We start from the raw sequence: 12,971 nt of genomic DNA on the forward strand, positions 1-12,971 counted from the left end.
GTTGCCTGTTACAGCACTTATAAGTTACGGAACTCTTTTTATGGAAATCTATTTAGCGATTTTAGTGTTTGCGATCTCATCCACGGTAACCCCGGGCCCCAATAATATTATGATTATGACCTCTGGGCTTAACTTCGGCGTTAAGCGCAGCATGCCCCACCTACTAGGTATCTGCTTGGGTTTCCCACTGATGGTTATTGCGATTGGACTGGGCTTTAGCGCAGTATTTGAGAAGTTCCCGATTGTTCACGAGATCATCAAAGTGCTTGGTGTGACGTATCTGCTTTACCTTGCGTGGTTAGTGGCGTCTTCTGCCCCTACGTCGATGGAGGGGGATCAGAAATCTAATCCGCTGACCTTTATGCAGGCGGCACTTTTCCAATGGGTAAACCCGAAAGCCTGGGTGATGGCGACCGGTGCGATTGCGGCTTATACCTCGCAAGATACAACGATGCTGCTACAGGTTATGGTGATTAGCCTGTCCTTCTTTGTGGTGAGTTTCCCATGCGTGGGCGTATGGCTGATCTTTGGATCGGGGCTAAAACGCTTCCTCAAAGAAGCAAAGTACCAACGAGTATTTAATATCTCGATGGCACTTTTATTGATGGTTTCGGTATTACCGGTACTGAACGAGCTGCACCAAACCTATTTAGCTTAACTCCTCTTCTCCCATCACCTTTTATCACCACAACACGCGAGCCTGTTTTCTGTTGATCGTTAAACGAAAGCGACTACATCCTCAACAGGCTGGCGTGGTTTTTGCGGCCAGCTCTGTTTTGCTGGGTAGCCAAGCGTTACCAGCATTACTGGAATATCCGTTTCCTCAAGCTCAAACTCAGCGTGTAATTGGCCTGGATCGAAACCCGTCATAGCACCTGATGCGATACCCATACCATGCGCTGCCAACATCATAGTCATACCGGCTAATGAACCGGAACGTAGTGCCTCATCTCGCTGCAAGGTGTAATTGCCTTCGTGTGAATTGGTCGCCATTTCAACCCAACCATCCGCTACCTCTTGCGACATGATATTAGCTTCTACCACTGGGCTGAGCTGTTTCGGTAATTGTTGATAGCCCTTAAGCGTGCCGCAGATGATCACTGTGGCAGATGCATCTAGAATTTGTGGCTGATTAAACGCGATTGGGTGCAGTTTCTGTTTGGCTTCTTCGCTAGAAACAACAATAAACTTCCAGTTCTGCATGTTATAAACCGAAGGCGATAGCGTCGCTAATCGCAACAGCTCTTTAAGCTGAGTATCTGATAGTTTTTTGTCTGCATCATAACGCCTTACTGAGGCACGGGTTTCAATCAGTTGGGTAATCATATCTTTCATAACAACTCCTTACTCTTTAGCTTCAGCAACAACAGGCTGTTTAGAACGTGAAATAGATTTAGGTGATGCAGAGATTTGCACGACTAAAATGCTGATCAACACAGTAATCAGCCCAAGTAATGCAAAGCCCTGTAAGCTTTGATCTAACAACCACCAGCCCAGCACCACTGCAGTTACAGGGCTCAGCAGTCCAAAAGATGACACTGCCACCGGTGACAGTGTCGCAATACCTTTAAACCACAGTAGATAAGCAATTAACGCTCCGAATATAGAAAGGTAGGCATAACTGAGTATCTCTGTGCTGCCCAACTCAGGCAGTGCAGGATCTAGAAAATAGGCAGCGGGTAGCAACATCAATCCACCCAGCAATAGCTGCCAGCCGGTAAAAGCTAATACGGGAAGGGAACTCTGCCAGCGTTTCGCTAAGTAGGTTCCGGCACCCATAGAACACGCACCAAGAAATGCCGCAATAATTCCCCATAGATCCCACTCAGCATTCGGCGACAGGAGCAGTGCAGCCATACCGATAACACCAAAGGTGGCTGCAATGACCGTCAGCGCTCTTGGTGCTTTGCTGTCGATTAACCAGATCAGCAACATCAATAACAGGGGTTGGATTGCACCCACAACAGCAGCAATTCCGCCGGGTAAACGATATGCCGCAACAAACAATAGTCCTTGGAACAGTCCAATATTTAGCGCGGAAAGAATGATTAACCTGCCCCACTCTTTGCGCTTAGGCAGATAAAAACTCATCAATAAAAGCAAGAAGCCCGCAGGAAGCACACGAATCAATGCGGCGGTATAGGGACGATCAGCAGGCAATAGTTCGGAAGTAACGATGTAAGTCGAGCCCCAAATGATGGGGGCCAGTGCCGTTACAACAATACGCACGCTGTTAGGTAAATTACCGATCATCCTCGTCACCTTGGTTATTTTGTATCGATGAAGAACTTATCTTGATTTCAAGATATAATTAAACAATGACAGCAAACTATCTTGATATCAAGATAAATTTTCAGGTGTAACAGATGACAGATAAATCAGCGGATGCTGTAGATAAGATTGTTTCGCAGTGGAAAGCAGAAAGACCGGAGCTTAATTCTGAGCTGATGTCCGTGACGGGACGTATCAAACGAAGCTCAGCATTAGTGCAACAAAGGTTAGAAAAAACCTTTTTAGAATATGGACTTAACTATTGGGAGTTCGATGTTCTGGCGACGCTTTGTCGATCTGGTTCACCCTATTGCTTAGCACCTACTGCCCTATTTTCTACCCTAATGGTGACCTCTGGCACGATGACCCATCGTCTCAAAGGATTGGAAAAAAGAGGGTTAATCAGCCGCTGCAATAATCCCGAAGATGCGCGCAGCATGTTGGTAAAATTAACCGATGAGGGTTTAGAACTGATTAACGAAGCAGTTAGTGCCCACGTTGATAACCTTGATCGATTAATGAGCGCCTTCTCTGAAGAGGAGAAAATTCAGATGGATAAAAGCTTAAAGCGCTTACTAGAAGTGCTAGAACAATAAGCTAAAATCTATAAAAAAAGGGTCAAAATACATAAAAATGGCGCGATCACCGCTAAAGTAAAGCACTTACCCATCACCTGAAGTAAATTATGTTGCGGGTTCTTCCACACGTAGAGCCCGTTCATTAACAAGGTAATAGGGATAGCGAACATACCTACCAAAAACGCAGCCAAACCTGCCCAAGAGCCATTGCCTTGGTTCATTGAAGCTATGATAAAAATCACTAAAGCCTGAAATGCTGAAGGCAGAATAACACCGATAAATACCCTCATGATTCTGGTACAGGGCAAACAAAATCCGGATGCTTAACGATCATCACATCGCAATCGACATGATCAACGACATGTTCTGTTGTGCTGCCGACTAATAATCGATCCAGAATGGTACGTGCTACGCCACCCATCACAACCACATCAATTTTATTATGTTTAGCATAGTTACTAATGGTCAGATCCGCTTCACCTTTGATGATATCGACCATATCCGATTCGATACTCAAACCATATTCTTCAAGTAATTCATCACAAGAGCTAAGGTGACTTCGCTCTACACGCTCCTGCAGCGCTTCGTAGTCTGTGACTACATGCTCATCAAAAATCACTTCTTGGGGTAAGGTGTTATAACAGTGTAAAACTCTTAGTTCGTTGTGGCCGTCGTCCATAATTTCACGGGTTCGCTGTATCAGTTCCCGATCTAAGACACCTTTCTCATCACCTTTATGTAGAGGATCTATGCAGGTTACAACGCGGGTATGGTCACCCCATGGCCTTTGTTTCACAAACAGAACGGGGACAGGACATTTACGTGCAAGCTGCCAATCGACAGGGGCAAATAAATAATGGCCCAATCGAGTATGCGGCTGAATTGAATGAAGCACTAAGTCCGGTTGAAAACGTAGAGCCTTACGAACAATTCCTTCACCAGTATGACGATTCCAGCTAGCATCAAAACCCGTCTTTATACCTAAAGCTTCGATATTTAAGCAGAGCTCTTCAAGCTTGGCTTCGGTTTGTTTAACGTAGGCATGTTCGGCTTTTAATTCTTGTTTAGCATCAAACATGTGGCTATGTTTGATCGAGCGGTTATAACAGCAACTAAACAGCTCGAGAAAAGCAGAATGTTGTTCCGCTAGATTTACTGCTTTCTCTATAAGGCTGGAGTTATCGTGTTTAAAATCGATATTGACCAGTAACCTATCCATCTCTTCCTCACCAGCAAGTGGTTGATATTCCTCTCTCTATATCTCCAGTCTGGATCCTAAATTGAAGGTTTTCCAGTTCGTTTGTAAGCCCCTTATAACAAAGTACGCTTTCACTACATTTAATTATAAAAACTTGGACTAAGCCCGATCTTTATATTAGATACAACTTATATATAATATTTCCAACGACTCTCTACTTAAAGGAATCATCATGTCTCTTAACGCCGCGCTTCGTCTGATGGCTGGCAGTGTCATATTAGCTAGCTTAGTTTTAGGTTATTACATGAATGCCTATTGGTATTACCTAACCGGTTTTGTTGGCCTTAACCTATTCCAATCTGCTTTTACCGGCTGGTGCCCTGCTGTATTTATTTTTCAGAAGTTGGGATTAAAAGCGGAGAGTTGTAATTGCGAAGGTATGACCATCAATCAAGGCCTTCACATTATCGCTGGTTGTGTTGTGATGTTCACAGTGGGGCCTGTATTGTTTTTACAAGCTCCTCAAGCGTTATTAATCGTAACGGCTATCGTAGGTGTAAGCCTAACCCAATCTGCGCTTACGGGCTGGTGCCCAGCGATGATGGTTGCGAAACTTCTTGGTTTCAAAAGCACCCAAGCGAACTAATTTAATCCGCTTCCTATCGGCCTGGTTTCCCCACTCCTTGTGCTAGGCCACAAAAACAAGCCGGAATATATCCGGCTTGCTTAACTTCCTTCATTTTGTTGTCTAAAAACAATATTTTTAATTGTGATGCAGATACAATAACGCATCTTATTTAGCTTCAGAATTTTATAGATATACATGCTATTGCGATCTGCCGGTTTAATACTGCCCTCTTTTATTCTGCTGTGTGCAGCAGGCCTGTTATTGCCTATTACTGCTCAATTGAGTGAGGAATACCAACAGATTCTCACTCTAACTCCCTATCCTCTGGCGATCATCGTTGCACTGTTAGGTTATGGGTTTAACCGTAGTCGCATTTTATTTGCCGCGGTAAATCTTTGTGGGGCCTATTGGTTGATTCAGAATGGTCTTCAAACCAGTTTGAATCAACCCGATGCCTTTGTACTTTTTAGCTATATATCGATAATGCTCCCTTTCCATCTTGGCTGCATTGCGCTGTATAAAGAGCGAGGTTTATTTACTCCTGTTGGCATCATCCGGCTGTCTGTCATCCTGATTAGTTACGGGGTTTTATATCTAATATGGTCCAATGGCTCTCTAGGGCTCTACCTAGCGAACCTACCAATGATGATGTTAGAAATGCTGTTGCACGAGTATTACCTAAGCCAAGCTGCTGCACTGGCATTTGGCCTTGGCCTTGTTCCAATTATGCTCTCGTTTGTGTTTAGGAAGACCTATACAGATGCCGCTTTGCTGGCGAGTTTATTATCTGCCCTGATCATGCTGAGTTGGTTCCATCAGCCGATGATCTCTGCGCTATTTATTTCGGCCAGCATGATTGCACTGGCTATTTCGGTGGTTCAAAACTCTTATCAAATGGCCTTTATTGATGAACTTACCTGTATTCCTGCCCGTAGAGCATTACTAGATAAGTTTTCAACGCTAGGTAAAAAGTACACCCTGGCAATGTGTGATATCGACCACTTTAAAAAGTTTAACGACACCTACGGCCATGATGTCGGCGACCAAGTTTTGAAAATGGTTGCAGCCAAACTCAACCAAGTCAGCGGTGGCGGTAAAGCCTACCGCTATGGTGGTGAAGAATTCACTCTTGTATTCCCAGGTAAAAGCGAAGCTGAAGCCCTGCCTTACATAGAACAATTGCGTGAAACTATCGCCAATTACCCTATGCATATCCGTAATCAAGACCGCCCAGACGATAACGAGCAGGGTCAAAAGATGCGCAAAAATGCACCGGAAACTGAAATAGTCAGTGTCACTATCAGCATAGGCTTCTGTGAAAAAACACCTGAAATTCCTGATCCAATGGCGGTCATGAAAAAGTCCGACGAAGCCCTATACGAATCAAAACGTAATGGCCGAAACTGCTCTACAGCGGTTCATTACAAGCCGAAGCCTAAGACTCAGAAGCGCGGGCATCGGAAGGATTATGCTTAAGAGTATTTAATCAACTAACGCTGATTAAACGGTTAAAGGAATAACGATGATAGAAAGCTTGCCTCAGATAATTGGACTAGCGTTTGGGCTTTTGATTTCGATACCTATGGGTATTCATATGTTTCGTGAGTGCTTTAGCAACTACAAACGATTCAAAGATCAGCTTAAGCAATCACAAGGCAGTGAAGAGGAGAAGTTATATGATGGCGAATTCACCAAAGCAGTTAATCATCAGTTTATTGAGTTTAAAGCTGTTTTTGCTTTGGTATTTCCTATCTTAGTATTCTTACTCACCTACTTGATTACAAGTTCCATAGCTGAATCAGCCATACAACTGTATGCTAGTGAGTAATTAGAATCGCTAGTACGATTCAAATTATAAAAACGGATTACATTTAAAAGGATTTTCACATGGAAGTACCAGCTCTCACTCTACACTTTTTAGCCGTTATCAGTGCAACGATTGTTTTACCGTTGAAAATCGCGGCCTCATGGTTTGATGCTTCGCGCACCAACTTTTTCCTCTGTTTGATTGCAGCATTACTAGGCCCAGCACTAGCTTTATTCGTTTATGACGCTGTTGATGGCGGTTTTATTGGGTTCTTTGCGGCTCTAGTTACATTAGGCATCACTCTTGGAGTATTGTTAGGCACAGGCCCTTGGAATGCACTAAAACTTGCGTGTGTTGCTTTAATTTTAAGTGCTGCGGCTATTAAATTTTATGAATCAATCGCTTCAAATATATTGATTTAGGAAGAAATAGCTATGATCTTTGCAGAAATAGCATCCGATGTTAGCTACTACGATATCTATCCCAAGCTGCTCCAACTTGTGCAGCAGACATTCTCGAATGTAGAGTCAGGTGTACAAGGTGATGCTTGGATTTGGATCTATGAGGGTGAAGAAAAGGTCGCTCTAGATACCTTCACCAGCATGCGCTTTCAAATTAAGTCCGATAGTTTAAACGGTTTGTTGGTACACAAAGTCATTTCAAAACTACGCGAACACTACGAACTTTATATATACGATGAGCCAGAGTTAGAAGGTCACGAAGATACGTTTTAACTCTTAGAGCTAATCCACAACTGGTAGTAAGACGATAAGAGATCGGAGATTGAAATGGTAAGAGTTGTTTATCGATGGCAGGTTCCAGCAGAGAACTTTGAAGAGTTTAAAGCGATCTGGACCAATACAACCAATCATATTCATGAAACTGTTAACGGTGCCCTTGGTAGTTTTATGCTGAAGTCCGTTGAAAATGAAAACGAAGTGATCACCATCGCAAAGTGGGACTCCCTTGAATCCTGGAAGAATTTTTGGGGAAATGAAAACCCAGAACAGATGCAGAAAATGCGAACACTAGGCAAACGAATATCTGCAGATGCATACGAAGAGATAGAAGACTATACCCGCTAGACCAATTAAGGATGATATGGACTAATCAATATGAAAGGACTATTGGCATTTTTCTTACTCGCTTTTTCCATCAGCACTCAAGCCTCTTGCGTGATTCTAATTCATGGCCTCGCCCGCTCTTCAAGCTCGATGGAAACGTTAGAAGAGTCTTTGATCAAAGAAGGTTTTCTAACGATTAACATCGACTACCCTTCCAGAGATTATCCAATAGAACAGCTTGCCGAATTAGCAATAAAGCCCGCACTAGATCAGTGCCCTAAGAGCATGAAGGTGAATTTTGTAACTCATTCCCTTGGTGGGATCTTAGTTCGCCAATACCTAAGAGCTCATGAAATAAATAATTTAAACAGAGTAGTTATGCTTGGGCCACCAAATAGAGGAAGTGAAATTGTCGATAAGCTTGGCGAAGTTCCCGGCTTCCACTTTATCAATGGTGATGCAGGCCTACAGCTAGGTACTGGAGAGCTAAGCGTTCCAAATACTCTCGGCAAAGCGAACTTTGACGTAGGGATTATAGCCGGTACCCGTAGTATCAATTTGATATTGTCCACACTGATCCCAAGCACCGATGATGGCAAGGTCTCAATCGAGAATACAAAACTCGAAGGTATGAACGATCATATCGCAATGCCAGTTACTCACCCTTTTATGATGAAAAACAAGAAAGTAATCGCTCAAGTGGTGAACTATTTAAAGAACGGTAACTTTGATCAGAGTAAAAACCTTTGATTAGCCAACAAGGCCAAGTTACATCTTATACCCTAAATTCGGCACACCTATATTTGTTGATACGATTTGAGAAGTGGCGGCTCTGCTCGTAAGGCAGAGTTCTCCCTTACTGTTATGATAAGGACATTACCTATATGAGCATGATTGGATATCTACTAGCAGCCGTTGGTTTATACGCACTTTACACAGACGGTATCGTTTTAGGCTGTGTTATTTTTTTCATCGGTGGGCTCCTCGCCGGCAAGCTATTTTTCTGCTTACGAAGTCTAGGCGTAATAATAATTGCTGCCTCAGCCGCATATGGTTATCACAATAGCTTTACCCCTGAAGTGTTGTTCTGCCTTGCTGTGGGTGTATTTTTAGCCACCTTTAATCGTAATCGATCTTCGCGTAACAACGATGGTGATGACGATGGATGGGGCATAGATATTGATTTTTTCTCATCCGATTCGGATAGCAGATGCAATAATAGAGACAGCGGAAGTTGTGGTGGTGACTCCAGTGGCGGCGGGGATTAATCTACTATAGGAGAGCCTAGCTCTCCTTTGTCATTTCAGATAGATAATCGCTATTTATCTCTCAGTTCAAAAAGCTGCTCTAAGATCGAAACATTTCTTTTTATAGATTCCAGCTCTTTTGGCGACTGACCATTTTGCTCTGCAAAGGCTAGAGCGTCTTTGCTGATTTGTAACCAATCCCTTTTGGTGTCCATGTTCTCATTCATACTAAAAGGCGCAGCCATTCTCATTGCATCTTCATTAGAAAGAAGTCCCTTTTCTTGTAGGTCACTCACCATAGCGCCGCGTTCGCGTGTAGAAATATTAGTGACATCATATCTGTTTGCAATGCCATTCAAAGCGCTTTGTGCATTACGCGCTTCTTTACTCAGATGCACATCGCCACTCGAAGCTTTAACACTATTGCCAGCGCCATGCGTCGTATTAACAGATCCTTTACTTTGAGTTTGATAAACCTGAGCTGCGTGAGAAGTTTGGTTGACTTGCATAATGATTTCCCTACCAAATAAAATGTATATTAAAAACATCAAAGCAACTAGCATGCCAACCAATAAATATCTTAAGCTTTCTCAACTATAGATGCTTAGAATCAGCGCTGTAGCCTAGATCAACTTAGTTCTACGCTTATGCTCTACCGAGCAAAACTTGGAATTTAAGCGCAAAGCCTGCCGCTTTTCGGCAAGCTATTGCCCCCTTTTTACAGGCATAACTTTCTAAATTCAGATTTAATGCTCAACGAATATTCTTTACTATTAACGACATATATAGAGTCACTATAACTTTAAGCCCTCTTATGAAATTTCATCAGCTCGCTTTATCCGCTGCTTTGGCCATTACAAGTTTACTTGTCAGCTTTGCTTCTTTTGCTATTACGCAACCGAACGATATCCGACAACAAACAGAATCATTTTTAAAGGGCGAACTGGCTTGGATTAGTGATGATATAAACGAAAACAATCAAACTAGCCTGCGGATTAAACAAGCTTCGACTCATCTAATAGAAACCATTGCAGTCTGGGACGCTAATCACGAGCTGATTTTCCCAGATACCCAATCCAGTACTCACCTTAACGATTACATAGTGACGAACAACTATCCCCGCTTAGAAGCGTTATTGCAGACAGCTACCCCAACTGCTTGGGAAGCATATGACATCAACGTGGATGCTTTATTCTTTTGTCAAAGCGAAGGGATTTCAGTCTGTTTATTGCTTAAGACAGCAGATCTTGCAGCTGCTCTTGGCATCCAAAAAGATCAATTAGTTACCGGGTTACTAGCAGAAAACAAACAATTAGTAGCTTCCCAAAATGACAATAACTTTTATGGCCTTATTTTAATCTTGCTAACCATCTTATTGTGCAGCACCGTCTATATTTTCTTCCAACGAAAAAATAAAGAGAGCACAGCTACAAGTCATGACACGGATGATATTTTCGAGATGGGAGATATGAAGATCGACCCACGTCGTATGTGTATTACCCGTGGCGATTATAGTGAACAGATTTCTGTAAGAGATTTAAAACTTCTGACTTGCTTATTCCAACACCCGGATGAAGTGGTTAGCAAAGACAAGCTTTATAACGCAGGTTGGGGACGCGATTTTGTACCGAGTAGCCGATCCCTAGAACAACATATTGTGACTCTCAGAAAGAAACTAGACCCTAAGCGCCAATATAAACCAGTCATCGAAACCGTACATGGCCAAGGGTATCGTTTTCCTAAAGAGTCCTTCTAATTTATTGATTTTTCATTATTTTTTTAAATTTCTTTTAAAAATCTGACACTTTACTCCACTTAAAAAACTTAAATAGCCTGTAAAAAATCGTGCTGACTTCATCGTCGGCACGATAAATCAAAGGCTATAGCGTCCCTCTAAAATCTCATCAGTGATCCCGATCACTGATCAGCTTTTGCAGCTGAACCTAGATGCCTTATTGCTTGAAAAGGTTTACGTATGTGGAAGCTAAATAGCTATTCTTGGCTGCTCTCGTTCTTACTACTCATCGTTCCTTCATTAGGATTTAGCGCTAGTTCTGTCAGCGATACTCCCACAAAAGTGGAAAGCATCATGACGCAGGAAAAATTGCGTAAGCTCTACCCCTCCCCATTTGTTGTTGGAGAGAAAGACAACACTATTGATGTCTGGCCGCTGTTTAAAGAGGAAGTCACTGGACTAAATCAAGTAGGTTACATTTACGAATCGATCGACTTCTCTTCTATCCCTGGATTTATGGGTGTGCCTTACAACTTACTCGTTGTCCTCGACAGTGAGGGCTCGTTTGTCGATGTGCGCGTTCTATTCCACCGAGAACCGATGTTTGTAGCCGGTATTGGCGAACAACCCATGTTTGATTTTGTTGATCAATATAAAGGGTTATCTCTGATGCAGAATATTAAATTCAGCGATAAGCAGGGACAAAAGAAGCCAAACGACAGTAAAAATATCTATCTTGATGGCGTGACCGGCGCTACTGCATCCATTCGAATTTTAAATCAAACCCTTCTTTCTTCAGCAATCAAAATTGCCAGAGCCAAATTAGGTTTTGGTGGCAGTAAAGATCCAGACCTAATTGCCAAAATAGACCGCGATATCTTTGAAGTAAAAGGCTGGTCCGAGCTAATCGATAGCGGCCTGATAAACAAAATCCTATATACCAACGCTGAAGCCGAAGCCCTTTTTGCAGGCACTCAAGCAGAAGGACGAGACCCGATTGCTCTTAAGCAACCGAAAGGCAATTTTGTCGAGCTTTACGTAATGGATCTCGCTATCCCAACTTTAGGAAGAAACCTATTAACCCCAGAATCTTGGGAATTTTTACAAGAAAACTTAGAGGCTGGCGACCATGCTCTATTGGTAGTCAGTAATGGGCGCTATTCCTTCATGCACGAGAATACACTACGTGCAGGGATTTCTGATCGCTTACTTTTAAGGCAACAGGGCTTGCCAATAGAGATGCGTGATCTTGATTTTGACGACCGCCTAGATCTGATTCAACCCGATTACAAAATCAAATTACCTGAGCCTCTAAGCCAAGCAGACTGGATGGTATATAGAGTTATCGATACATCAGGAATCGATATTTCCTTACCCTTAGAGTTCGATTTAGGTGTCACCCGAGGACAATCAATCTCCTACCTTCCTAGCACAACTAAAGAGCTTAAATTCAAATACAGCGTGCCTGATGATTACTTTTATGAACCCGATATCAACGGTAAAACATGGCAACCGATTTGGGAGGATCGACTTGGAGAGATAATCATCCTATCACTGGGTTTAGTTGTTCTATTTATCGTCTTAATTAAACAGGCGCATGTCACTAAACATAAAAAATTCTTCGCCTATTTCCGAATTTGTTATCTGCTATTCACCCTATTTTTTATCGGCTGGTATGCACAAGGGCAACTATCAATTGTAAACATTACGGGTGCCATTCAAGCACTGATGGCTGGCGGTAACTTAAACTTCTTCCTTTACGATCCTATGACAACCCTCCTTTGGGGCTGTGTCTTTATTACATTCTTTATTTGGGGGCGCGGTACATTTTGCGGATGGTTGTGCCCTTTTGGCGCACTTCAAGAATTATCTACAAAATTACTGACATCTTTAAACATCAGACAATTTGAACCATCAAGCCAATGGGATAAGCACTTAAAAAAGCTGAAGTATGTTGTGCTACTTCTGATACTTACCTGCGCTTTTACCTCTCCGATCTGGACAGACCGTCTAGTAGAGATTGAACCGTTTAAAACCAGCATTACCTTTTTCTTTGTTCGTTCTTGGCCCTTTGTCATTTGGGCTCTGCTCTTAGTTGCGCTCAGTGTGTTTGTCTATAAAGGCTACTGCCGTTATGTCTGCCCTTTAGGTGCCGCTATGGCGATACTTGGAAAACTACGTTTACTCAATTGGCTACCAAGACGTGATGAATGCGGTAGCCCATGCCAGCTATGCAAGCAGCGCTGCGAGTACAGATCAATCGAACAAACTGGCCAGATCGACTACGACGAATGCTTCCAGTGCTTAGATTGCGTCGTTATCTACGAAAACGACAATCTCTGTGTACCGCTTATCGTCGAAAAACGTCAAGGTCGAAAGCTCAAAACCCGACCACATAACCACAAATTAATAGCCACGTGTGAATAAATTAACCGTTCCATGA

The 12,971-nt window shown here is 42.7% G+C and carries 17 protein-coding genes; 12 read left to right on the forward strand and 5 right to left on the reverse strand.

The genetic code is table 11. The features are described from left to right. Positions 1-40: 40 nt before the first annotated feature. Positions 41-658, forward strand: a complete 618-nt coding sequence (locus tag ACMXYS_RS10855) for a LysE family translocator (RefSeq protein ID WP_415896510.1) — start codon at positions 41-43, stop codon at positions 656-658. Positions 659-717: 59 nt separating this feature from the next. On the opposite strand, the gene ACMXYS_RS10860 is transcribed toward ACMXYS_RS10855, so the two are convergent. Beyond that, entirely contained in the window at positions 718-1,335 is a 618-nt protein-coding gene (locus ACMXYS_RS10860; RefSeq protein ID WP_415896511.1) for a nitroreductase family protein, read from the reverse strand. A gap of 9 nt (positions 1,336-1,344) precedes the next feature. Beyond that, positions 1,345-2,253, reverse strand: a complete 909-nt coding sequence (locus ACMXYS_RS10865; protein ID WP_415896512.1) for an EamA family transporter — start codon at positions 2,251-2,253, stop codon at positions 1,345-1,347. Positions 2,254-2,366: 113 nt separating this feature from the next. Here ACMXYS_RS10865 and ACMXYS_RS10870 point away from each other — a divergent pair, with 113 nt between their 5' ends. Then, complete coding sequence (locus tag ACMXYS_RS10870) at positions 2,367-2,867, forward strand: MarR family winged helix-turn-helix transcriptional regulator (protein WP_415884022.1); 501 nt, start codon at positions 2,367-2,369, stop codon at positions 2,865-2,867. Between the two features lie 8 nt (positions 2,868-2,875). Here ACMXYS_RS10870 and ACMXYS_RS10875 read toward each other — a convergent pair whose 3' ends face one another. Further along, entirely contained in the window at positions 2,876-3,139 is a 264-nt protein-coding gene (locus ACMXYS_RS10875; RefSeq protein ID WP_415896513.1) for a hypothetical protein, read from the reverse strand. After that, complete coding sequence (locus ACMXYS_RS10880; RefSeq protein WP_415896514.1) at positions 3,136-4,068, reverse strand: universal stress protein; 933 nt, start codon at positions 4,066-4,068, stop codon at positions 3,136-3,138. The genes ACMXYS_RS10875 and ACMXYS_RS10880 overlap by 4 nt, the downstream gene beginning before the upstream one ends. Positions 4,069-4,279: 211 nt before the next feature. On the opposite strand from ACMXYS_RS10880, the gene ACMXYS_RS10885 reads away from it, so the two are divergent. The 8 genes from ACMXYS_RS10885 to ACMXYS_RS10920 all read left to right on the forward strand — a co-directional run bounded on the left by ACMXYS_RS10885 (position 4,280) and on the right by ACMXYS_RS10920 (position 8,814). After that, positions 4,280-4,693, forward strand: coding sequence for a DUF2892 domain-containing protein (locus ACMXYS_RS10885; RefSeq protein ID WP_415896515.1), 414 nt, complete (start codon positions 4,280-4,282; stop codon positions 4,691-4,693). A 177-nt stretch (positions 4,694-4,870) separates the two neighbouring features. Next, positions 4,871-6,151, forward strand: coding sequence for a GGDEF domain-containing protein (locus tag ACMXYS_RS10890; RefSeq protein ID WP_415896516.1), 1,281 nt, complete (start codon positions 4,871-4,873; stop codon positions 6,149-6,151). A 46-nt stretch (positions 6,152-6,197) separates the two neighbouring features. Further along, complete coding sequence (locus tag ACMXYS_RS10895) at positions 6,198-6,503, forward strand: hypothetical protein (RefSeq protein WP_415896517.1); 306 nt, start codon at positions 6,198-6,200, stop codon at positions 6,501-6,503. 59 nt (positions 6,504-6,562) lie between these two features. Continuing rightward, positions 6,563-6,904 (forward strand): hypothetical protein, encoded by a 342-nt coding sequence (locus ACMXYS_RS10900; RefSeq protein WP_415884017.1) that lies wholly within the window; start codon positions 6,563-6,565, stop codon positions 6,902-6,904. A 12-nt stretch (positions 6,905-6,916) separates the two neighbouring features. After that, the gene (locus tag ACMXYS_RS10905) at positions 6,917-7,216 is read left to right on the forward strand and encodes a hypothetical protein (protein WP_415884016.1); all 300 of its coding nucleotides are present in this window, start codon (positions 6,917-6,919) and stop codon (positions 7,214-7,216) included. Between the two features lie 54 nt (positions 7,217-7,270). Continuing rightward, a complete protein-coding gene (locus ACMXYS_RS10910) occupies positions 7,271-7,567 on the forward strand; it encodes an antibiotic biosynthesis monooxygenase family protein (protein WP_415896518.1) in 297 nt (98 codons plus the stop codon). Between the two features lie 30 nt (positions 7,568-7,597). Beyond that, positions 7,598-8,296 carry an esterase/lipase family protein gene (locus ACMXYS_RS10915; RefSeq protein WP_415884014.1) on the forward strand — a complete coding sequence of 233 codons (699 nt, stop codon included), beginning with the start codon at positions 7,598-7,600 and terminating at the stop codon, positions 8,294-8,296. A 134-nt stretch (positions 8,297-8,430) separates the two neighbouring features. Then, on the forward strand, positions 8,431-8,814 hold the full coding sequence (locus ACMXYS_RS10920; protein ID WP_415884013.1) for a hypothetical protein: 384 nt from the start codon (positions 8,431-8,433) through the stop codon (positions 8,812-8,814). A 50-nt stretch (positions 8,815-8,864) separates the two neighbouring features. On the opposite strand, the gene ACMXYS_RS10925 is transcribed toward ACMXYS_RS10920, so the two are convergent. Further along, entirely contained in the window at positions 8,865-9,356 is a 492-nt protein-coding gene (locus tag ACMXYS_RS10925; protein WP_415896519.1) for a hypothetical protein, read from the reverse strand. A 251-nt stretch (positions 9,357-9,607) separates the two neighbouring features. Here ACMXYS_RS10925 and ACMXYS_RS10930 point away from each other — a divergent pair, with 251 nt between their 5' ends. Then, on the forward strand, positions 9,608-10,549 hold the full coding sequence (locus tag ACMXYS_RS10930) for a winged helix-turn-helix domain-containing protein (RefSeq protein ID WP_415896520.1): 942 nt from the start codon (positions 9,608-9,610) through the stop codon (positions 10,547-10,549). Positions 10,550-10,882: 333 nt separating this feature from the next. Continuing rightward, entirely contained in the window at positions 10,883-12,955 is a 2,073-nt protein-coding gene (locus ACMXYS_RS10935) for a 4Fe-4S binding protein (protein WP_415896521.1), read from the forward strand. Positions 12,956-12,971 lie beyond the last annotated feature (16 nt).

This window comes from Neptuniibacter sp. QD57_21, from assembly GCF_047778075.1.
Classification (GTDB): domain Bacteria; phylum Pseudomonadota; class Gammaproteobacteria; order Pseudomonadales; family Balneatricaceae; genus Neptuniibacter.

Coding starts and splice junctions, on each gene's coding strand:
- ACMXYS_RS10855 (WP_415896510.1), top strand. CDS start 41: ATGGAAATCTATTTAGCGATTTTAGTGTTTGCGATCTCATCCACGGTA.
- ACMXYS_RS10860 (WP_415896511.1), bottom strand. CDS start 1,335: ATGAAAGATATGATTACCCAACTGATTGAAACCCGTGCCTCAGTAAGG.
- ACMXYS_RS10865 (WP_415896512.1), bottom strand. CDS start 2,253: ATGATCGGTAATTTACCTAACAGCGTGCGTATTGTTGTAACGGCACTG.
- ACMXYS_RS10870 (WP_415884022.1), top strand. CDS start 2,367: ATGACAGATAAATCAGCGGATGCTGTAGATAAGATTGTTTCGCAGTGG.
- ACMXYS_RS10875 (WP_415896513.1), bottom strand. CDS start 3,139: ATGAGGGTATTTATCGGTGTTATTCTGCCTTCAGCATTTCAGGCTTTA.
- ACMXYS_RS10880 (WP_415896514.1), bottom strand. CDS start 4,068: ATGGATAGGTTACTGGTCAATATCGATTTTAAACACGATAACTCCAGC.
- ACMXYS_RS10885 (WP_415896515.1), top strand. CDS start 4,280: ATGTCTCTTAACGCCGCGCTTCGTCTGATGGCTGGCAGTGTCATATTA.
- ACMXYS_RS10890 (WP_415896516.1), top strand. CDS start 4,871: ATGCTATTGCGATCTGCCGGTTTAATACTGCCCTCTTTTATTCTGCTG.
- ACMXYS_RS10895 (WP_415896517.1), top strand. CDS start 6,198: ATGATAGAAAGCTTGCCTCAGATAATTGGACTAGCGTTTGGGCTTTTG.
- ACMXYS_RS10900 (WP_415884017.1), top strand. CDS start 6,563: ATGGAAGTACCAGCTCTCACTCTACACTTTTTAGCCGTTATCAGTGCA.
- ACMXYS_RS10905 (WP_415884016.1), top strand. CDS start 6,917: ATGATCTTTGCAGAAATAGCATCCGATGTTAGCTACTACGATATCTAT.
- ACMXYS_RS10910 (WP_415896518.1), top strand. CDS start 7,271: ATGGTAAGAGTTGTTTATCGATGGCAGGTTCCAGCAGAGAACTTTGAA.
- ACMXYS_RS10915 (WP_415884014.1), top strand. CDS start 7,598: ATGAAAGGACTATTGGCATTTTTCTTACTCGCTTTTTCCATCAGCACT.
- ACMXYS_RS10920 (WP_415884013.1), top strand. CDS start 8,431: ATGAGCATGATTGGATATCTACTAGCAGCCGTTGGTTTATACGCACTT.
- ACMXYS_RS10925 (WP_415896519.1), bottom strand. CDS start 9,356: ATGCTAGTTGCTTTGATGTTTTTAATATACATTTTATTTGGTAGGGAA.
- ACMXYS_RS10930 (WP_415896520.1), top strand. CDS start 9,608: ATGAAATTTCATCAGCTCGCTTTATCCGCTGCTTTGGCCATTACAAGT.
- ACMXYS_RS10935 (WP_415896521.1), top strand. CDS start 10,883: ATGACGCAGGAAAAATTGCGTAAGCTCTACCCCTCCCCATTTGTTGTT.